This is a genomic window from Hydrogenimonas cancrithermarum (genome assembly GCF_030296055.1).
Taxonomy (GTDB): domain Bacteria; phylum Campylobacterota; class Campylobacteria; order Campylobacterales; family Hydrogenimonadaceae; genus Hydrogenimonas; species Hydrogenimonas cancrithermarum.
On record NZ_AP027370.1, the window covers coordinates 808,286 to 829,230 of the forward strand.

The window sequence follows — 20,945 nt, forward strand, 5'->3', positions numbered from 1 at the left end:
GGAACTTCCGCCTCGAAAGAGGCGGAAAGCGGAGATTAAAGCTGTGGACCTGCAGCGGAAAAGTTGAACTCGCTGCTGGCGTCGTCGTAGCGATGGAAATTGTTCTGAAACATCGATGCCAGTTTTTTAAGGCTATCCATATAGGCCTCTTTGTCTTCCCATGTATTGATAGGGTTGAGTACCTGCGTATTGACACCTTCGAGCGTCTTGGGAATCTGAAGGTTGAAAATCGGAAGCGTTTCGAATTCACTCGCATTGATCGCCCCGCTGAGAATCGCGTTGATACATCCGCGTGTATCTTTGATGCTCATACGGTGCCCTATTCCGTACGGTCCGCCTGTCCAGCCCGTATTGACGAGATAGACATTGACGCCGTGTTCATCGATCTTTTCACCCAGCAATTTTGCATAAACGGTTGGATGCAGCGGCAGGAACGCTTCTCCGAAACAGGCGCTGAAAGTCGCGACCGGCTCGGTGATGCCGCGCTCGGTACCGGCCACTTTGGCGGTGTAGCCGCTGAGGAAGTAGTACATCGCCTGCTCTTTGGTCAGCTTGCTGACCGGAGGCAAGACACCGAACGCGTCGGCGGAGAGAAAGATGATGTTTTTCGGATGGCCGCCCATCAAAGTGCATTCATGGTTCTCGATATGCTCGATCGGATAGCTGACACGGGTATTTTCCGTTTTGCTCCCATCGGTATAATCCACATTGCCCTCTTCGTCTACGACCACGTTTTCGAGCAGCGCCCCTTTTCTGATGGCACCGTAAATCTCCGGTTCACTCTCGGCGTCGAGATTGATCACTTTGGCATAGCAACCCCCTTCGAAGTTGAAGACGCCGTTTTCGTCCCAGCCATGCTCATCGTCGCCGATCAGGCGTCGGTTCGGATCGGTCGAAAGTGTCGTTTTTCCCGTGCCGCTGAGACCGAAAAAGAGAGCGACATCGTCATCCTTCCCGATATTGGCCGAACAGTGCATCGAAAGCTTGCCTTCCAGAGGCAGCCAGTAATTCATCATCGTGAAGATACCCTTTTTAATCTCTCCACCATACCATGTCCCTCCGATGATCGCGACATTCTCTTCGATGTTGAAAACGACGAAGACTTCGGAGTTTAGGCCATGCTCTTTCCATTTTTTGTTGGTGACCTGACAGGCGTTGTAAAGCGTAAAATCCGGTAGAAAGTTTTCCAACTCTTCTTCACTCGGACGAATGAACATATTCTTGACGAAATGAGCCTGCCATGCGATTTCGCTGATTACACGGATCGAACGGCGGCTGCTCGGACTGGCGCCGACATAGGCGTCGGTAATATAAAGATCTTTTCCCGAAAGCTGTTTTTTTGTGATTTCGAAAAGTTCGTCGAAGATCTCTTTGGAGATCGGTTGGTTGATATCGCCCCAGGCGATATATTTTTCACTCGGCGGCTGCTTGACGAAATATTTGTCCTTCGGGCTTCGACCGGTAAAAATGCCCGTATCGACGGTCGTCGCCCCGCTTTTTGTCAATTTCGCCTCTTTCCGCTCAAGTGTATGGCGGATAACTTCATCGTAGTCAAGGTTGTAGTAAACCTTACCGATATTTTCAAGTCCCAGTTGGTCGAGTCCCTTAGGTGTCATAGTACCTTTTCCAATGTTGGTATGTTTTTATAGTGTAATTTTACTCTTTCTTTCTTTGATGAAACAAAAATTACGGCACTATTACGAAAAAACTTTCTTTTTTTGTGGATTTTATGAAAAAATAACGGAAACAGAGTGAGGAACGGACGCCATGGAAAAAATCATGAAATCGGACGAAAGATGGAAAGCGGAACTGACACCGTTTCAATACGAGGTTTGCCGGCTAAAAGGGACGGAACCGGCATTTACAGGGGAATACTACAACCACAAAGGTGACGGAGTCTACCACTGTGTCTGCTGCGACGCTCCTCTTTTCGACTCCAAAGACAAATACGATTCGGGAAGCGGATGGCCCAGTTTTACACGTCCGATCACACCCGATACCGTTGAAGAACAAGAAGACAGAAGCTACGGGATGTTACGCACGGAAGTGACCTGTGCCCGATGTGACGCCCACCTTGGCCACGTGTTTCCCGACGGCCCGCCCCCGACGGGACTGCGCTACTGCATCAATTCGGTCTGTCTGAAATTCGAACCGAGGGGGTGAGGAGCGGGAAGTGAGGAGTGAGGAGTGGAAAGGTAAGCGGAAATTTTGATGCAAACCGTTTTTAACGTAATCTTCCATCTTCCATCTTCCATCTTCCATCTTCCATCTTCCATCTTCCATCTTCCATCTTCCATCTTCCATCTTCCATCTTCCATCTTCCATCTTCCATCTTCCATCTTCCACACTACACCTTGAACTTGTCCATCTCGTTTTTGAGCGATTCGGTCACTTCCTGTAACTCTTTCGATATCGCTTCGAGTTTGCACGCCAACTCTTCCGTGGTTTTCGCTTCCTGGCTCAATCCTTCGTTTTTCTCTACAAGATCGCTCAGATCGTGATCGATCTGGCGGGTCTCCTTCTCCGCCTTTTGCGAAAGATCGATCGTCTCTTCGATCCACGCCATCGTCCTATCGGTCTCCTGAACGACCTTCTCCGTCGTTTCGGTCACCAGCTCCGCATTCTGGGCCATCGAATCGATCTCGTCTCTCGCCTGGCTGACACCTTGGACGATGACGGAAACCGCAGCGTCGATCTCCGTCAACGACTTCTGTGTACGCTCCGCGAGTTTACGTACCTCATCGGCGACGACGGCGAATCCGCGCCCATGTTCACCGGCCCGTGCCGCTTCGATAGCGGCATTGAGCGCCAACAGGTTGGTCTGGTCCGCAATCTCCTTGATGATGGCGATGACATCCTTGATCTGATTGGTCTGGTCCGCCAAAGAGGTCACGTTCTGCGCAACTTCTTTCGCACCACCCGCATCCTCGACGATTTTCGACGCCATCTGCCTCAGCGTCTTTTGCATGTGATCGAGTGTCCTATAGGTTTGTTCCACATCTTTGGAAGTTTCGGCGACCGATGCACCCGCGACTCGAAGATCGTTTTTGATCCCGTCCGCCAATACTTTCGTTTCGTGCACCAGACGATTCTGCGCTTCGACGGTTCTCATAATTTCGTCGGAGCCGGCTTCGATCGTCTCCGTCACCTGGACCGCCCGCTCCATGGATAGTTTCATGGAGTGGATGATCTTCTGCACTTTTTCGATAAAAGCGTTGATGGATCGGGCCATTTCGCCGATTTCGTCGTTCGTCCGCACATCGATGCGCCGCGTCAGGTCACCTTCGCCATGTGCAAGATCCCCTATTCGTCGATTCAACTCTCCGATCGGCTTCACTACCGTCTTGGAGATGACCACGATCAAGATGGCAAGCATGACGAAATCGACGAGCAGCATGATGACGAGCTGAACGATCAAGGCATTGGAGGTATGTTCGATGACACTTTCGATCTCTTCGAGCGGCTTTCCAACCAGCGCATAGCCTACCTCTTCGCCACTGAAATCTTTGATCGGCAAAGAGACAACGAAGTAGTTCGGGCTTTTGAAAACGGGCTCGAGTTTTTTCAAACCCGCCAGATCGGCAACGAACTTCCCGTCGAACGCATCCTTTTTCGTCACGACCGCGTACCTTCCCATCAAGGTTTCCCGGGTCTTCAAAAACGTCGCGATGTCGGAAAAGCGCTTGTCCATGACCGTTACGATGTCGATGCCATCTTTTTTCGCGGTTTTCGAAATAGAGTTGAGCCCCTGGATAAACTCCACGCTTCCAAGATATCGATGCGCTTCGATCACCGGTGCCACACCCCTCAGCACCAAGCCCGCTCGTCCGACTTCGATGGCTACGAGAGGTACCTCGTTCTCTTTGACCGATACGATGGTTTTCCTGAAACCGCTCAGGTCGTCCCCATACTTTTCCGGTTTCCAAAGCCTGAGGAACGAGTGTAGGTCGGCGGTATGGACATGGATCTTGATATTTTTGAAATCGGTGTATTTCTTGAATTCGTCATCGATCTTCGACAACCCTGTGATAGCGAGAGTTCTGTTGTTCTCTTTCAGTGCTTCGATGACGTAGAGGTTGTTGGCAAGATTGATGGCGTTGGTCAGGCCCACCTGCTTCTTCGCTTCGTATTTTTGCATAAAATAGGTCGAAAGCGCTCTCTTCTCTTTCGCCAAGACATCTTTTCGTATATTCTGGATGGAGTGATAGGAGTTGACCACGATGATCCCGGTCGCGACGAGTATCGAAAGAATCAACGGTATATGGATCTTCTGGCCGATTTTAAGATTTTTGAACATTTTCATCCCCATTTCATTTCATCAGAAATCGGCATCGCTCCGGAAAAAGTTAACGCATTCTCCTCTCGTTCATTTGCGAACCGCTCTTGTGATCAGAAAAGCTATGGAAACGATAATCGCTCCGCCGATCAACGGCAGCACCCATGGATTCTCCTTCGCCCTATCCAGCATCGAAAGAACCGTTTTCCCTCCAAGGTACGAAACCGAACCGATTGTCACGGCCCAGACCGCCGCCGCCAAAAAGTTGAGTATCCCGAATTTCACCGCATCGTACCGTGTCAACCCGATAGCGATAGGCACAAGTGTTTTGACGCCATAGATGTACTTCTGCAAAAAGATGACCCATGTGCCGTATTTTTTCATCAAAAGATGCGAATAGGCGAGTTTTCTTCGGTGTTTTTTCAAATACTCCAGCATCTGGTGTCTGTTCGCCCGCGTAAAGAGCAGCAGCGCCTGGTCGCCGATGAAGTTGCCGATAAACGCGACGGCGATGCTCGTGGCGAGATCGATCTTGCCCATCGATGCAAGCACCCCGGCCGCAGCGAGTGCGAAAAATCCGCCCCCCAGTGAGTAGAAAAAGAGGATGATATATCCATAGGTCGTCAAATTGTTGAGAATCTCTTCCAAGTCAGGCCTTTTTAGCCGTGATTTTATCCTGTTTGGTTAAAATAGGCAAAAAACGGGAGAGAGCGTTCTATGATTCCGACTATGCGACCGCCTTCACTCTACGGAAACGACCCCGAAACGAAACGGGAAGAGATACGCCGTTATTTCCATGCGGCGTTCGATACGTTCGAATCGCTTTTCACTCTGCTCAGAAACGACGATGTTTTCTATCATCGGCCCGAACCGCTTCGCCACCCGCACATCTTCTACTTCGGCCACACCGCCGTCTTTTTCGTCAACAAACTGCTTTTGGCGAAGATGATCGACGAACGGATCGACCCGAAACTGGAGTCGGTCTTCGCCGTCGGCGTCGACGAAATGAGCTGGGACGATCTGAACGAGGCGCACTACGACTGGCCGAGCGTCGACGCGACGCGCGCCTACCGCGACAAAGTCCGAGAACTCGTCGACCGTCTCATCTCGAGTCTGCCCCTCGAGTTGCCGATCACATGGGAATCGCCGTGGTGGGTCATTCTAATGGGGATCGAGCACGAGCGCATTCACATTGAAACCTCGTCGGTCTTGATCCGTCAGACCGACATCTCACTGGTGCAGCCACGTTCCGATTGGCCCCGCTGCAGGATAAGCGGCGACGCACCTGACAACACGCTGCTCCCCGTTCCCGGCAAAAAGGTGGTCATCGGCAAAGCGAAAAACGACGACTTCTACGGATGGGACAACGAATACGGCCACCACGAAGCCGATATCCCCGACTTCAAAGCCTCCAAATATCTCGTTACCAACGCCGAATACATGCCGTTCGTCGAAGCGGGCGGCTACGAAAACGACGAATGGTGGGAAGAGGAGGGGCTGGCATGGCGCAACTTCAAAAAGGCGAAACACCCCCTCTTCTGGATTCCTGCCGAAAAGGGCTACCGCTACCGTGCGCTTGCCGAAATCATCGAGATGCCGATGGATTGGCCCGTCGACGTCAACTACCATGAAGCGAAAGCGTTTTGCAACTGGCTCGGCGAAAAGAGGGGCAAAAAGCTGCGCCTGCCGACCGAAGACGAATGGTATCGCCTCTATGCGCGATGCAATGTACCCGACGTACCTGAATGGGGCGAAAAAGCGCCCGCCAACATCAACCTCGAGCACTACGCCTCCGCCTGCCCCGTCACGGAGTTTCGTCATGGCGACTTCTTCGATGCCGTCGGAAACGTCTGGCAGTGGACCGAAACCCCCATCTACCCCTTCGAGGGTTTCGAAGTGCATCCGGTCTACGACGACTTCACGACACCGACTTTCGACACTCGCCACAACCTCATCAAAGGAGGTTCGTTCGTCAGTACCGGCAACGAAACACTGAAAAGCGCCCGCTACGCTTTCCGCCGCCACTTCTACCAACATGCGGGGTTCCGTTACGTCGAGAGCGACTACCAAGAGCGTGTCGGATCGGCATCCTACGAGTCCGATACGCAGGTGAGCCAATACTGCGAGTTCGGCTGGGGCCGCGAATATTTCGGCATTTCCAACTATCCCGAAACCTGCGCGAAAATCTGTATCGAAACGAGTGTAGGCAAGCCGCGCAAACGGGCACTGGACATCGGCTGCGCGATCGGACGCAGCACTTTCGAACTGGCAACCGCTTTCGAAAAGGTAACGGGGCTCGACTTCTCCGCCCGTTTCATCGGCATGGCCGAAAAAATGCGAAACGCGGGACGCATCCGCTATCAGATACCGACCGAAGGGGAGCTGGTCGAGTATATGGAAGCGGTGCTGCCGGAACGTTTGGCGAACGTTGCCGATCGCGTCGATTTCTGGCAAGCGGACGCGTGCAACCTCAAGCCCATCTTCACCGGCTACGACCTCGTCTTCGCCGGCAACCTCATCGACCGCCTCTACGACCCGGCAAAGTTTCTGCGCGACATCACGGAACGCATCAACGGCGGCGGCATCCTGGTGCTCACCTCCCCCTACACCTGGCTCGAGGCATACACCCCGAAAGCCAAATGGCTCGGGGGCTTCAAGAGAGACGGCGAACCGGTCACGACACTCGAGGGGCTCGAGGCGCACCTCGAACCCGCTTTCCGCCTCGTCGAGACGCGCGACGTCGAATTCGTCATCCGGGAAACAGCCCGAAAGTTCCAGCACTCGGTGGCGCAGATGAGTATCTGGGAGAAGCAGTGAACTTCGACCGTATCATCGACCGTGCAGGCACCTACAGCGTCAAATACGACGAACGCGAAGCGAAGTTCGGCACCGACGACCTCCTCCCGCTCTGGGTCGCCGACATGGACCTCCCTTCGCCGGAATGTGTCGTGCAGGCACTCCAGCGGCGTGCAGGACATCCGATTTACGGGTACACGGTCTACCCCGATCGCTTTTTCGAAGCGATCGTGCGCTGGATGCGGCAGCGGCATGGCTGGAAGATCCAACGGGAGACGATCATCCCGATACCCGGTGTCGTGCCCGCCCTCGACTTTCTCGTCACAGCCCTCACCGAACCGGACGACGCCATTTTGATTCAGCCGCCCGTCTACCACCCCTTTTTCCGTCTGGCGAAAAACCACGGCAGACGTTCGCTCGAAAACCGGCTCCGCTTCGAAAACGGCCGCTACGAAATCGATTTCGACGACTTCAGAAAAAAGGCGAAAGAGGCGAAACTCTTCATCCTCTGCTCGCCCCACAATCCGGTAGGCCGCGTCTGGCGCCACGAAGAGCTCGAAACGATGGTACACATCTGTCTCGAAGAGAAGTGCCTCATCGTAAGCGACGAGATCCATGCCGATATCGTCTACGCAGGAAACCGCCACATTCCCACCGCTTCTCTTTCGCCTGAAGTCGCCGACATCACGATTACACTGAACGCCCCCTCCAAAACCTTCAACATTGCAGGGCTGAACACCGCCTACGCGATCATCTCGAACGACTCGCTCCGACGCCGTTTCGAAACCGAACTGCGCCGTTACGACCTGACCATGGGAAACCTCTTTGGCGTCGAAGCGCTGATGGCAGCGTATGAAGGGGGTGAAACGTGGCTCGAAGCGCTGCTGGCCTACCTTCAGGGCAACATCGACTTCGTCACCGGCTTTTTGGCACGTGAAATGCCCGCCATTCGGCCCATCTCACCCGAAGCGACCTACTTGATGTGGCTCGATTGCCAAGCGTTGGGGATGGATGACGAGAGACTCGAGAAATTTTTTGTCGAAAAGGCGAAACTGGGCCTCAACACAGGTCTCAGTTTCGGAAGCGGCGGCAGCGGCTTCATGCGCCTCAATATCGGATGCCCGCGTCCGATACTCGAAGAGGCGATGGGGCGGCTGAAAGAAGCGGAGTACGAAGATGCATGACAAACTCGGCCTCAAGGAGCTCATCGCCATCGGTATCGGAAGTATGATCGGCGGCGGAATCTTTTCGGTCATGGGGCTCGCCAACGCCATCGCCGGACACGCCACCGTTTTCGTCTTCGTGATGGGCGGTATCATCGCGATGTTCGCAGGCTACAACTATGCCAGGCTGGCCGTCACCTATCGGCAGGATGGCGCCAGTTACACCTACCTTCGGCACGCCTTCGCGAACAAACCGATGATCGCGGCCTTCGTCGGATGGAGCGTCATCATCGGTTACATCGGGACATTGGCGCTTTACGCCTACACATTCGGCGCCTACGGCTCCGCGATGTTGGGATATGCCGACAACGTTCCCATCCGGATACTTCTGGCGTTTCTCATCCTATCGATCTTTCTTTTCATCAATCTGCAGGGAGTCCGCGAAACGGGCGAAAGCGAAGATGTCATCGTCTTTTTCAAGGTGGCGATTATGATGACCCTCGGCATCGTCGGGCTCTTCTATATCGAACCCGCCCATTTCAGGCCCCTTTTCGACAAAGGGTTCTCCTCTATCCTGCTCAGCGGTGCACTCGTTTTCGTCGCGTTCGAAGGGTTCCAACTAATCACCAACACCGTCGTCGAGACCGAGGATCCCGAACGCAACACACCGCTGTCGATCTACCTTTCGATTCTCATCGTCACGCTCATCTACATCACGCTGGCCATCTCCGTCATGGGCGTTCTGACACATGAAGAGATTCAGGCCTCCAAAGAGTACGCGATCGCCGAAGCGCTCAAGCCGATCTTCGGGGAGTGGGGATTCGTTCTCGCATCCATCGCCGCGCTCCTGGCCACCGGCAGTGCGATCAACGGCACACTTTTCGGTGCGAGCCGGATGCTCGCCGACATCGCCCACGACGGCATTTTTCCATCGATCCTTGCACGAAGAAACCACAAGATGATCCCCTACTACGCGCTGCTTCTGATGTTCATCCTCGCCGCACTCTTCGTACTTTTCGGAGAACTCGAAAGTATCGTCGCCTTTTCCAGCATCACCTTCTTGCTCGTCTCGCTGGCTGTCGGCGTGGCAAACTTCATACTTCGGCGAAAAACGGGCTCCAACATCTTCATCGTCACCGCATCCATTCTCCTGATGAGCGGAACGATCGGGCTCATGCTCTACCACCTCTACCATGAAAATCCAAAGACGCTGATCGATATCGGAATGATCTATCTATTGATCGCGCTGCTCTTTTTCATCTTCCGCATGACCAAGAGATGATCCGCTATCCTTCCGCGGGGATACCGAAAATCACGACCGAAAGAGCGATCGACGCGACAAGCGTATAGCCGAAAAATTTCGCCATGCGCCCAGGGATATCGTCGTGTTTGAACGCCGTCATCGCAGCCACCATACTCTGAAGCGCATAGTAGAGCGCAAACGCCCGGGATGCATAGGTGATGATTTCGAAAACGTTGGAGGTCCAGATGATGAGAAGGCCCCCTGCCGCGATGACCATATAGCCGACCCCCTGGGTGATCCGCTTTTCGCTCAACTCTTCCAGAAGACCGCTTCCTCCCTGTGCATCCGCCACTGCCGCATCGAACTGGGCGATCAGCGCCAGTGAGACGAGCAGAATCGGCAGAATCGTCGCGATCTGGACCGAAAGGTTGATGATGGCCGTATCTTGGCCGCTCTGAGGGAGGGGGTAGTTGAAGTAGTAGAGCATCAGCGCAATATAGAGCACATAGATAGCGCCCGAAACCCACTGGGCGTAGCGCATGGTGCGAATGCGAAGCTCCGGCGGAAACTTTTCGCCCAGATAGCGCGACGTTTCGAATCCCTGAACGACGATGAGCATTCCCAGCACCATACGAAACTCATGGAGCCCGGGGGTGTCGCCGCCGGGTGGCAGATGCCAGATGCCATCCTCCCATGCGACATAATTGCCGTAGGCGAGCCCCGCCAGCAGACCGGCGATGATACCGAGTTTCAGCGCTTCGAATTTGTCCAGAAAGTTGAAACCCCGGTGATGGCCGTAGAAGGCGATGAAGAGTATGACGGCTGTCGTGACGGTGCGGGCGAGCGTCTCGTCGACCATGCCAGCACCGCGAAGGAGAAAGTCGCCAAAGAGTGTGAGGTAGTAGGTGACCGACACGATATAGGCGAATGCGAGCGCCCACTCCGAAAAACGTTCGAACGTCAACGCCACGGCGTGAAGCGTACCGGCTGCCAGCTTCGGTTCGACATAGCGGATGTTGAAACGGATGGCGGAACCGATCGCATAGGCTACGAGGACCAGCGATGCCATAGCGAAGACCGCCAGCCGCCCGACACTCATCTGCAGGATCGGCGCGATGACCAAAAAACCGCTCCCGATAATCGAAGCGAGTGGAATCGCCATGGCCGTCCACCATCCACTTTTTTCGACCGGCTTGGAAAAAAGAAGGGTCGTGATCAGAAGCGTGACGGCGATGACGACGATATTTCCAGTCATTTCGACTCCCTCCATCACACCGAAGAAGGCGAACCCTCTTTTTTCAGTGCTTCATAGCACTTTTTCATGAGAGGTACATCGATGCCGTGAACGTTGGCTTTTTCCACGATATACCCACTCAGCTGCTCGAGCTCCGTCTCTCCGCCCGCTTCGAAGTCGAGCCACATCGAAGTGGGCGAATCGTAGGGCACCTTTGCAACCTGTTCGATCACCCGTGCGATGTTGCTTTCGTCCAGTATCGCGCCTTCGGCACGCCCCACGGCCAGAATCTCGTGCAGTATCGCATCGAGTTCGTCGCGGTGCTCCTCGACGATCGCTCCCATCGGTTTGCCGTAGCAGCTCGTCAGCGTCGCCAGTGCGGCGATCAGCAGATACTTTTTCCAGACATCGGTCGTCACGGTATCGCTCACTTTCGTCCTGATACCCGCCCGTTTCAATGTGCGCCCCAGACGCTCGACCGCTTCGGGAATTTTCCCGTCGACTCCGATGACCACATAGGCCCCTTTCCCTTTGACCGCAACGACACCGGGAGATCGGATATGCGAAACGATGTAGATCGCTCCGTTGGCGACCGGATTGTCGGGGAAAAGCCGCTTCAACGTTTCGGCATTGCCGACACCGTTTCCAAGCGGCACCAGCAGCGTCTTCGCATTCACGACTGGACGCACCGATTCGGCGGCGTTTTCGAGGTCGTACCCCTTGGTACAGAAGAGCACGGCATCCATCGTCGTCGCGAAATCGGCCGGATCGTCGGAAAGGGAACGGGGTTTGCTGCAAATCCGCTCGCCGTTCAATTCGACACAGATCCCCTTTTCGCGGATCGCCGCCAGATGTTTTCCGCGTGCGACAAGAAAAACCTCTTCCCCTGCACGTACCAGCATCGCCGCCAGAAATCCACCGACACCACCCGCTCCGACAATGGCGATCTTCACTGACCGCTTCCTTTCACCAGCGGGCGGAAGGTGTGGTCGTCGGGATCGTAATACTCCACCTCCCCGCTGTCGAGACGGTAATACCATCCATGCAGGTAGAGTCTCCCTTCGGCCACTCTTTCTCTGACATTGGGATAGGTCAGAAGATTTTGCAGCTGAAAGATCACCGAAAACTTCTCCGTCGCCTCCAGAAGTTCCGCACGATCTCCGGTCGGAACGCTCTTGAGCGCCAGCGTTTTGGCCGGCTCGCCCAGTTCGAGCCACTTGATCGTGTGGATCATATCCTCCTCGTGGCCGCTGTGATCTTCGTAAAGCGCCTTGCACGCTCCGCAATCGCTGTGCCCACAGACGATGACCTCCCCCACTTCCAAATGTTTCACTGCATACTCTATCCCCGCCGCCGTCGAATGGAAGTCGTTGTCGGGCTTGAAGGGCGGCACGAAGTTGCCTACGTTTCGAACGACAAAAAGGTCGCCCGGCCCCGTCGAGGTGATGAGATTCGGAAGCACACGCGAATCACTGCATCCGATAAAGAGCGCTTTGGGGTTCTGCCCCTTTTCTACAAGCTCCAGAAAATCCTCTTCATGCTTTTTGAAATGGATCGTTTTAAAAGCTTCGACCCCTTTTTCCCAGTGTTCCGGTTTCATACAGCACCTCTCTCAGTAGTTGTCGTACTTACCGGCTTCGACTTCCTCTTTCAGCCTGTCGATCGCCTCTTCCATCGCCGTGATGATGAGCCGTGCCGACTCACGGTCGTCGTTTTCAGGAATATCCCAGTCGAATATCTTCATATTGGCCTTGAAGATCGCCCGGATTTCGGTTTCGATCTCACCCTTCATCTTCTCGAACTCTTTATGCTGTGCATCCATCCATTTTTCCTTCCACTCGTTTTTTTTTCGATTATATCACTCGCATCTACACTTTCTTCTTTAACCGTTCCACTTATGCATATGTCACCCGGAAATGTCGTATCAAAGAGAGATGGCCGATAGCTCCTGAAACTCTTTGAGTGCGAAATCGTCGGTCATCCCGCTGATGTAGTCGAGCAGCAGGCGCATCCGGTAGTACCACTCCAATATCCTTCGACACTTCCCGTCCATAGAGGCATCGATCGACTCGACACTCTTTTGATAGGCGACGATATGCTTTTGGGGCAGACGCCGGAAGAGTTTCTGTGCCAGAAGCGTATCGACTTTTTCGTCGTTGCAGAGTTTTTCGAGCGCCTCGGCGGGAATTTCGAGGATCGGCCGGTAGAGGTTCAGCAATCCCATCAAAATCGCGTGCCCCTTAAGCTCCAGCGTCTCCACTTCGCGGTGTTGATAGATGTGGCGAATCGAGATGTTTCGCAACACATCCACCGCGATACCGTAAGGCGAAGTCGGATCGAGCTCGAGCAACGCATGGTTGAACCTGCCATCGAAGACCGCCTGGTGGTTGTCGAGATAGTTTTGCGCCACATGCTCCACCAGTCCGCGCGTCAACTCTGCGCGCATCAGCGTCAGAAAGAGGTTGAAGCGGTAAGGCTTGTCGTCCTTTTGCGCCTTTTTGTAAAGCCTTTCGACCACATCTTCGAACCACCGCTCGTCGCTGCCGACCATTTCGTTCATACGCCTGGACTCTTCCAAAATGAGCCGATAGACCTCGTCCAGACTCAAAATTCCCTTGTCCACGGCATCTTCGAGATCGGCTGTCAGGTAGGAGATATCGTCCGCCGCCTCCATGATGTAGGTAATGGGAAAACGGGCGCCAGGTGCCATCGAGAGAGCTTTCGTCATCTCCTCGACAAATCCCTTCTCGGCATAGTAGAATCCTGGCTTCTTTTTCAGGTAGGAGAGTTCATCGCTTCTTGGCGGCTTCGCTTCGAATGCGCCCCGCGTATATTTGAGCACGGCAGCCGTCTGGCTATAGGAGAGATTGAGCCTCTGCAGCTTCTCGACCATCCGGATCGCCTGAGCGTTGCCGTCGAAGCTGGCGAGGTCGTCGAGCAGCATCTGCCTGAACGCTCGGCTCTCCTCGGCCGGCCCCAGAACTCTGTCGACGATCCCGGGCGCTTCGGTCGCCACCCACGTGTTGATCGCCTCTTCGGCAAAATGGCCGAAAGGCGGGTTGCCGATATCGTGCAGCAGGGCAGCCATCTCCGCGACGGAGACGAAGGCGTGCTCGAGCCCCGCGAGCCCACACGCTTCCAACCCGCCACGCTCCCGCAACTTTTTCAAAACCGTTCTGGCGATGAAACGGCTCGTCTGCTGCACCTCCAGAGAATGGGTCAGCCGACTTCGTACCGCCGCGTTGAGTTCCAGTGCGAAGACCTGTGTACGTTTCTGAAGGCGCCGAAACGCCGGCGAGGTCATGATACGTCCACGGTCGCTTTCGAACGAATCTTCGATATCGTCGATCGGGTAGAGTTTCCTGTCGGTGGTCAGCTTTTTACGATAATCGATCATAGTGTCATTATACCAATCGCAACTTTGAGGTATACTCAATCTATGAAAATCATCCTATTCCTGTCCATTCTTTTCGGATCGCTCCATGCCGACATGGAAAAATACGACCTCTCACCCGCTTCGGCGAAGCGGATGGTCGAAATCCTGGATGCGAAAGCGATCCGTTTTTCTCCCAAAAACGGCATACCGTTCACAGGCGTTTCCGACCTCGCCTACGATTCCGAAACGAAAACCCTTTACGCCATCAGTGACGAAGGGTATCTCTACGTCATGAAACTGCGTATCGGCAACGGAAAAATCGAGCACGTCGCACTCTTGAAGCGCCATCGCCTGAAAGACGAATCAGGCCGGCCACTTCATGGCAAAAAGTGGCGTGATGCGGAGGGGCTGGCCCTTACGCCCAAAGGGCTTGCCGTAAGCTTCGAACGCAAACCGAGAATCGTTTTGTACACTCCTCGGGGAGGGTATATGGAAAAAGTGAAAATTTCAAAAATTTTGCAAAAAAAGTCACACTACCGGGGTAAAAACAGCATGCTCGAAGGGGTGGCCCGGCATCCAGTCTACGGCATCGTCACGGCACCGGAACGTCCACTCGAAAAGCAAGATGCCGCCTTTCACACGATCTATGCGAAAATGCGCAGATGGCGCTTCCCCGCCACCGCGGCGCTCACCGCGATCGAAGTGATGCCAAACGGTGATTTTCTGGTGCTAGAGCGCAGTTACGACTGGCTGACGCGAAGAAGACGCACCATTTTGAGCCGGGTACACAGCCGTAGCTGCGAGCAGAAGGTATGTCGCACAGAACGCCTCGCCGACCTCGACAGCGAGCAGGGGTGGCATCTGGACAATTTCGAAGGTCTGACACACGTCGAAGCCAACCGATACCTGATGATCAGCGACGACAACGGCAATCCGTTTCAAAAAACGGTACTGGTTCTTTTTGAAATTTTCCCTAAATCCGACTGAAATTCGCTCGGCTACCGCTTGGCTTTTTTCGTTTTCCGCTCTTTGTGTACCGAGTGGATCCATAGCCAGTTGACACCGTAATAGACGGTGACGGAAACGACCACGGAGTAAAAGAGGGTTCCGGCATAGAGGGGTATAAAGATTTCATCCAGGTTCTCTTTAAACCACTCCAGCGTCATCTGGACATCGTGCAGCGGCTCCATACCGAACAGCCACGTTCCCGTCAGATACTCCATATAATACATCGGCGGCATCGTCAAAGGGTTGGAGAGCCAAACCATCGAGATGGCGATGGGAATGTTGAAGCGAACGAAAGGTGAAACCGCCAATACGGCGAGCATTTGAAACGGCATCGGAATGAACGCTATGAAGATCCCCACCAACAGCGCTTTGGTCACCGATTTTCTGTTGACGGAGAGATACTCCCGTGGAATTTTGTACTTTTCGATGAACGCATCGATTTTTTTGTTGCGTTTTTTCTGTTTGAATACTTTTCTGACCATCTACGATACCGGCATCTTCCCGACTGCTGTGCGTTCCATCTTTCTCTCCTCTCTCTTCTAAATTATAGAATTTTTGTCAACCGGTATCAAGGGATCCACATTTCACCGATAAAAAGTCCCGCCCCCATGACGCCCAATGTCAAAACGAAAAACTGTGTCATCCTCCAGCCCAGTTTAACCCCTCCGAGCCAGTAGACGATACCCAGTTTCACGAGGGAATTGACGACGGACGCGATAACGATGCCGTTCATCGACGCGATCGTTTCGAGCCTCTCTTCTTTGGCCATCTGACTCAGCGAAAGTGTGATGGCATCCACATCGGTGATCCCTGAAAAGAGAGACACCACATAGACTCCGACATTCCCGTACCGTGTCTGCACGAATGCGATGGCTCCGTAAACGATACCGAAGAGTATGCCGAATTTGATCGCTTCGCTCAACTGCAGCGGATTTTTGGTGATCGCGGGGGCTTCGAACGTGATCTCCGCAGCCTTGGAGTGAATGTAGAGCCAGTAGCTGAAAGCCAAACCACTCAGAGCCGCCCCCATGTAAGCGGGCGTCAGACGCCAAGCCAACTCGGGATGGATAACGAACGCTTCGAAAAGGACACGGAAATACATGAAGGTCGAAGCGACCGCGATGCCTCCGGCATAATTGTTGATGAGCGTATACTGGTGCCGGAACATCCGTGAGAGCGAGATCGATACGGCCGTCGAAGAGATGAGCCCTCCCGCCGCACCGGTCAAGAAGACGCCATGTTTTTGTCCCAAGACTTTTATCGCCACATAACCGATGAACGAGATGCCTGCGATGATGACGGCCATGAGCCAGGTTTTGTAGGGATTGAAGAGATGATAGGGTCCGACCATTTCGTCCGGCAGCACCGGAAGTACGATGAAGCTCATCGCCAGGAGCAAAGTCACGGCGTGAATGTCGGTTGGGCTGATATGGGTTTCGAACTGCTGTAGCCTCGGTTTGATTTCGAGCAGAACGATGATGACGACTCCGATGAAGATGGCGTAGTTTTCCAGATGATACCACACCATCACTCCGAGAAAAAACGTGACCAATGCGGCGATCTGTGTCGTCATACCCCATTTGTTCTGCTGTTTCACTTTCATGATGTAAGAGATCGCGACCATCGATGCGAAAACGAGGGTCGATGCGAGTACGAAACCATGAACGTACTTTTCGATCCAGCCGGAGAGGAACCCTCCCAACGCGATAAGTGCGAAAGTACGGCTTCCGGCGAAAGCCTGTTCCCCTTTGTAGAGATAGGTCATCGTACGCTGCATCCCGATCATGAATCCGAGTACCAGTACGATAAAAAGCGATTTCAGTATCGCATAATCCACATCACTCTCCTTCGATCGAAGAAACGAACTTCCTTTGGTATGACGCAATCGCCGTATTCCGTCTCAACTTCTCTTTTTCAGAACCCACCACTCGAACGCTTTGTACAATTCTACCACGACAAAGATCGGAAGTGCCACTTCGAAGATGAGAAGCCAATCCTCCCATCGCAGCGGTACCGTATGCAGAGCGTTTTGCAAAAACGGTACATAGACGGCAGCCACCTGCGCACCGACCGTCAACATCCACGCACCGAGCACCCACGGATTCGTAAAAAAACCGATGACCGGTATCGGGGCATGCAGACTTCGGTAGTTGAAGACATTCATCTTTTCGAGAACGATGATGCCGGTAAAGGCGACTGTCTGCGCCAGTGCCACCGCTTCATGCTCCGGAAGGCCGGATGTGAGATAATGGTGGAAAAGCCAAAGTGAACCACCACCGATATAGCCACCAAGCAAAATGATCATCAAAATCCCGCGAAGCTCCAGAAACGGGGCGTTGACCGAATGGGGTGGCCGCTCCATGATCCCTTTTTCCGCCGGTTCGAGCCCGAGTGCCACAGCCGTCAATCCGTCTGTGACGAGGTTCATCCACAAAATCTGTACCGGCAGCAGAATCAGCGGCCCTCCCAACAGGATGTTGACGAATATCGCGATCACCTCGCCTGTATTGGAAGAGAGAAGATAGGTAACGAATTTTTTGATGTTGTCATACTGTCGTCGACCCTCCTTGACGGCTCCCACGATCGAGGCGAAATTGTCATCCAACAAAATCATGTCGGCGGCTCCTTTGGCGACATCCGTTCCCCGCCGTCCCATGGCGATTCCGATGTCGGCTTGTTTGAGCGCCGGCGCATCGTTGACGCCATCCCCCGTCATCGCCGTAACCAGTCCCTCTCGCTGAAGGACTTTGACGATACGTAATTTGTCCTGGGGCGTGGTTCTGGCAAAGATGACACCCTCTTTGAGCGCCCTGCTCAGTTCTTCGTCCTCCATGCCGGCAAGTTCACTGCCGGTCACTGCCCGCGTCGCATCGAGTCCTACCTCCTTGGCGATCGCCAGTGCCGTCAACGGTGCGTCACCGGTGATCATGACGACACGGATACCGGCTCTTTGTGCCGTACGAATCGCTTCGGGCACCTCCGGGCGCGGCGGGTCGATAATACCAACGACCCCCAACAGCGTCAAATCCTTTTCCACATCTTCGGGATCCAACTTCGTCTCGGGCGGCAACACCCGCTTGGCCATGGCGAGCGTCCGCAATCCACGTTTGGCCAGCTCGACATAGCCCTCTTCGAAAGCTTTTCGCATATGTGTATCGAGCGGCTTCCTGTCGTTGCCGTCGAAATAGTGCGATGCACGCGCCAACAACACTTCGGGTGCCCCTTTGACATAAGCGACTTTCTGCCCTTTTTCCTCCACAATGACCGTCATCCGCTTACGTTCGGAATTGAACGAAAATTCACTGACGATTTTCGGCTCCCCGGGAACCAGCCAAGCTTTGTACGCCGCAACGATCAAAGAGGCTTCCGTCGGTTCTCCGGCGATTTTCCATCCATCTTTTTCTTTGCGTAAAGAAGCGTGGTTGCAGAGCAGCCCGGTTTTCAGAAGCAGCAACAGGTCTTTCCGCCCTTTGTAATTGACCCGTTCGCCATGCGTTTCGAAATGCCCGGCAGGATCGTACCCGCTTCCGGTCACGTCGATCTCTCCATTGAACAGCCAGATCTTTTTGACCGTCATCTGGTTCTGTGTCAGAGTTCCCGTTTTGTCGGTACAGATGACATTGGCGCTTCCGAGATTTTCGGCCGCCTGAAGACGCCGAAGCAGTGCATGCCGGCGCACCATCGCCTTGACACCGAGCGCCAGCGTGATCGTCACGACGGCGGGAAGCCCTTCCGGTACGACGGCCACGGCAAGTGAAACGCCTGTGAGAAACATCTCCATCAGATCCTTGCCGAAAAGGTACCCTACGATCGCCACGAGTGCCGAAATGGCGACGGAGAGAATGCCGAGTTTCTTGCCTAGAAGCGCCAATCTCTTCTGAAGCGGTGTCTGTGCCTGCTTCACTTCACTGGTCAGTTTCGCAATCTTGCCGAACTCCGTATTCATTCCCGTTGCAACGACGATCCCTTTTGCGTAGCCGTTCGTAACGTTCGTGCCCATCCATGCCATGCTCCGCCGTTCGGCCAGTGGCGCCGCCTTCAGCACCGCTTTGACCGCTTTGGTTACGGAAACAGATTCGCCAGTGAGTGCCGATTCGTCGATTTTGAGATTGACCACCTCGATCAGTCGAAGATCGGCGGGAACCCGGTCGCCGATTTCGAGCAGTACGATATCGCCCGGTACCAGCATGGCCGCGTCGATTTCCGCCTCTTTGCCGTCACGAAGCACCTTGCATCGGGGCGAAAGCATCTTCTGCAACGCTTCGATCGCCTTTTCGGCTTTGAACTCCTGTACGAATCCCAAAATACCGTTGAGAATCACGATCGCCAGAATCGTAACGGCATCGCCCATCTCCCCGATCGCAAACGCGATCGCCGCCGCCGCCAGGAGAATAAGGATCAGTACATCGGTAAACTGCCGCAACAGAATTTTGTACCATCTCTCTTGCCGAGCCGCTTCGATTCGGTTGGGGCCGAATGTCTCGAGGCGCCTCTTCGCTTCGTCGACGGACAAACCATTTTTGGGATCGGTTCGAAGCAGTTGAAGGAGCGCATCGACCGGTTCCGCATGCCAGGCGACGGGAGCTTCGGCGATCGGTTCGGTTTCCGATGTAACGGGAGGGGCGATCTCTCCCACCAACACAGGACGCCACCTCGCGACAAGCATGGAGAATGTCAGCGGCACGATAATCGTCGAAACCGAGGAGGCCGCTACAAGTGCCGTGAAGAGTTCGATATCGATCAACTGTGCATCGAGCAGAAGTTTAGCGACGATGATCTCCGTCGTCAATCGGGCATTGAGGCCGATACCGATCGTCCATGCCTCTTTGACAGTGAGCTTCTTCATCGGCACCATCAAAAAAATACCGACGATTTTACCTACGAAGGCCGCCAAAAAGAGCAAAATCGCCAATTCAGGCGCATCGATCAGCCCTTTCAGATCGACACTTATTCCGACCCAAAGAAAAAAAACGATGCCGAAAAATCCGTAACCAATAGCCCGTATCGCACGGGTCGCACGTTCCCCCGCCACCCCCGCATCGTCAAAGACGGGATGCATCAGTATCCCCGCCACGATGGCGCCAACTACCAGGCCGAGATCGGCATATTCGGCAAACCCGCCAAAGATGAAAAGCGTAATGATCATCAGCATAATCAGATTGGAGACTTTGATCCGGGTCCAGTGTGAAAGCGGTATCAGAACATAACGGCGGGCGAACCAGGCCACAATGGTGAAAATCGCGATATTAAGTGCGATATCGACGATCTCCTTCGTATCGTTCGTAATCACACCCGTTTTTGTGCCAATCCAGACCGACACAAAAGCGACCAGAAAAACTTCGATGACATCGTCTAGCACACCGGCTCCAACAATATAGTTGCCCACTTTGGTCCGGATAAGATCGAACTCGTCGAGAATCGGAACGATGACCGCCTCGGCAGTCGGCATACGGGTAATTCCGATGACGAATGCCAATAACCACCCATATCCGAGCCAAAGCATAACGCCGACCCCCATCATAAACGGGACAACGGTGTTGAGCAGCGTCGCGAGAACGATGTCGCCGCTTTGGCTACGCATCTCCTTCATATCGATCTGCAGGCCAATGAAAAAGAGGAGAAAAAGGACGCCCAGATCCGCCAAAACGGTAAAAATATCGCCATTTAAGCCCGTCGTCAGAATCTCTCCAATCGCAGTATAGTGAAGCCCCATTGCAACGAAAAGCGCCGCGAGAATCCCAGGAATTTTCAGGCGTTCGAAAAAACCGGCAAGAAAATAGGTAAGGCCGAATAGAAGAGAGAGCAGTAACAAAAATTCACCCAACACTTGATCATTCATAGCCGGTCCT

16 protein-coding genes are annotated in these 20,945 nt (G+C 53.9%); 5 read left to right on the forward strand and 11 right to left on the reverse strand.

Going from position 1 to position 20,945, the window contains the following annotated elements; genetic code table 11:
* Positions 1-35 precede the first annotated feature (35 nt).
* The gene (gene pckA, locus QUD54_RS04130) at positions 36-1,616 is read right to left on the reverse strand and encodes a phosphoenolpyruvate carboxykinase (ATP) (RefSeq protein WP_286337695.1); all 1,581 of its coding nucleotides are present in this window, start codon (positions 1,614-1,616) and stop codon (positions 36-38) included.
* A gap of 151 nt (positions 1,617-1,767) precedes the next feature.
* Between pckA and msrB the strand changes: the two genes are divergently transcribed.
* Positions 1,768-2,163, forward strand: coding sequence for a peptide-methionine (R)-S-oxide reductase MsrB (msrB, locus tag QUD54_RS04135; RefSeq protein WP_286337696.1), 396 nt, complete (start codon positions 1,768-1,770; stop codon positions 2,161-2,163).
* A 184-nt stretch (positions 2,164-2,347) separates the two neighbouring features.
* Here msrB and QUD54_RS04140 read toward each other — a convergent pair whose 3' ends face one another.
* Positions 2,348-4,297 carry a methyl-accepting chemotaxis protein gene (locus QUD54_RS04140; RefSeq protein ID WP_286337697.1) on the reverse strand — a complete coding sequence of 650 codons (1,950 nt, stop codon included), beginning with the start codon at positions 4,295-4,297 and terminating at the stop codon, positions 2,348-2,350.
* Between the two features lie 69 nt (positions 4,298-4,366).
* The gene (locus tag QUD54_RS04145) at positions 4,367-4,924 is read right to left on the reverse strand and encodes a DedA family protein (protein ID WP_286337698.1); all 558 of its coding nucleotides are present in this window, start codon (positions 4,922-4,924) and stop codon (positions 4,367-4,369) included.
* Positions 4,925-4,993: 69 nt separating this feature from the next.
* Between QUD54_RS04145 and ovoA the strand changes: the two genes are divergently transcribed.
* From ovoA to QUD54_RS04160, 3 genes are read left to right on the forward strand one after another with little or no spacing between them, the layout of a single operon-like run.
* A complete protein-coding gene (ovoA, locus tag QUD54_RS04150) occupies positions 4,994-7,093 on the forward strand; it encodes a 5-histidylcysteine sulfoxide synthase (protein ID WP_286337699.1) in 2,100 nt (699 codons plus the stop codon).
* Positions 7,090-8,256: a MalY/PatB family protein gene (locus QUD54_RS04155; protein ID WP_286337700.1), complete on the forward strand. Its 1,167-nt coding sequence runs from the start codon at positions 7,090-7,092 to the stop codon at positions 8,254-8,256. The genes ovoA and QUD54_RS04155 overlap by 4 nt, the downstream gene beginning before the upstream one ends.
* A complete protein-coding gene (locus tag QUD54_RS04160; protein WP_286337701.1) occupies positions 8,249-9,517 on the forward strand; it encodes an APC family permease in 1,269 nt (422 codons plus the stop codon). Before QUD54_RS04155 ends, QUD54_RS04160 begins: the two co-directional genes overlap by 8 nt.
* 4 nt (positions 9,518-9,521) lie before the next feature.
* On the opposite strand, the gene QUD54_RS04165 is transcribed toward QUD54_RS04160, so the two are convergent.
* The 5 genes from QUD54_RS04165 to dgt form a co-directional block, all read right to left on the reverse strand.
* Positions 9,522-10,733, reverse strand: a complete 1,212-nt coding sequence (locus QUD54_RS04165; RefSeq protein WP_286337702.1) for an APC family permease — start codon at positions 10,731-10,733, stop codon at positions 9,522-9,524.
* A 14-nt stretch (positions 10,734-10,747) separates the two neighbouring features.
* Positions 10,748-11,665 (reverse strand): ketopantoate reductase family protein, encoded by a 918-nt coding sequence (locus QUD54_RS04170; RefSeq protein ID WP_286337704.1) that lies wholly within the window; start codon positions 11,663-11,665, stop codon positions 10,748-10,750.
* A complete protein-coding gene (locus tag QUD54_RS04175; RefSeq protein WP_286337705.1) occupies positions 11,662-12,312 on the reverse strand; it encodes a carbonic anhydrase in 651 nt (216 codons plus the stop codon). The genes QUD54_RS04170 and QUD54_RS04175 overlap by 4 nt, the downstream gene beginning before the upstream one ends.
* Positions 12,313-12,324: 12 nt before the next feature.
* A complete protein-coding gene (locus QUD54_RS04180; protein WP_286337706.1) occupies positions 12,325-12,534 on the reverse strand; it encodes a hypothetical protein in 210 nt (69 codons plus the stop codon).
* 102 nt (positions 12,535-12,636) lie between these two features.
* The gene (gene dgt / locus QUD54_RS04185) at positions 12,637-14,109 is read right to left on the reverse strand and encodes a dGTPase (RefSeq protein WP_286337707.1); all 1,473 of its coding nucleotides are present in this window, start codon (positions 14,107-14,109) and stop codon (positions 12,637-12,639) included.
* 42 nt (positions 14,110-14,151) lie between these two features.
* Between dgt and QUD54_RS04190 the strand changes: the two genes are divergently transcribed.
* On the forward strand, positions 14,152-15,075 hold the full coding sequence (locus tag QUD54_RS04190; RefSeq protein WP_286337708.1) for an esterase-like activity of phytase family protein: 924 nt from the start codon (positions 14,152-14,154) through the stop codon (positions 15,073-15,075).
* An 11-nt stretch (positions 15,076-15,086) separates the two neighbouring features.
* Here the strand turns inward: QUD54_RS04190 and QUD54_RS04195 are convergent, their stop codons facing one another.
* The 3 genes from QUD54_RS04195 to QUD54_RS04205 all read right to left on the reverse strand — a co-directional run bounded on the left by QUD54_RS04195 (position 15,087) and on the right by QUD54_RS04205 (position 20,935).
* Complete coding sequence (locus QUD54_RS04195) at positions 15,087-15,578, reverse strand: DUF2062 domain-containing protein (RefSeq protein WP_286337709.1); 492 nt, start codon at positions 15,576-15,578, stop codon at positions 15,087-15,089.
* Between the two features lie 86 nt (positions 15,579-15,664).
* Positions 15,665-16,933 (reverse strand): MgtC/SapB family protein, encoded by a 1,269-nt coding sequence (locus tag QUD54_RS04200; RefSeq protein WP_286337710.1) that lies wholly within the window; start codon positions 16,931-16,933, stop codon positions 15,665-15,667.
* A gap of 63 nt (positions 16,934-16,996) precedes the next feature.
* Entirely contained in the window at positions 16,997-20,935 is a 3,939-nt protein-coding gene (locus QUD54_RS04205) for an HAD-IC family P-type ATPase (RefSeq protein ID WP_286337711.1), read from the reverse strand.
* Between the last annotated feature and the right edge of the window lie 10 nt (positions 20,936-20,945).